Raw genomic sequence first — 231 nt, 5'->3', positions numbered from 1 at the left:
GACGGCTCGGTGCCGTCCACCGGTCAGCGGCGCCCTGGCCTCCCACGGGCTGGCCCCGCAGTACTCTCGGCGCGATGGGGCTTAGCTTCCGGGTTCGGAACGGGACCGGGCGTGCCCCCCATGCTCTGGCCGCTGACCGGTGGGCGGCGCCCACCGTTACGGTGTCCGGGTGTCTACTCACGTGCCCTGGGGGCCGCATGGCGTATAGGAAAGGTCTGACTCGGGGGCATC

General features: G+C 71.9%; 1 rRNA gene. It reads right to left on the bottom strand.

The features are described from left to right. Positions 1-21: 21 nt before the first annotated feature. A 5S ribosomal RNA gene (gene rrf / locus DWV32_RS09700) occupies positions 22-137 on the bottom strand. Positions 138-231: the final 94 nt, after the last annotated feature.

The organism is Collinsella sp. AF04-24 (genome assembly GCF_003465685.1).
Lineage (GTDB): Bacteria > Actinomycetota > Coriobacteriia > Coriobacteriales > Coriobacteriaceae > Collinsella > Collinsella aerofaciens_AP.
The sequence above is the reverse complement of the archived record's forward strand: the minus strand, read 5'-3'. Positions and strand labels throughout refer to the sequence as shown.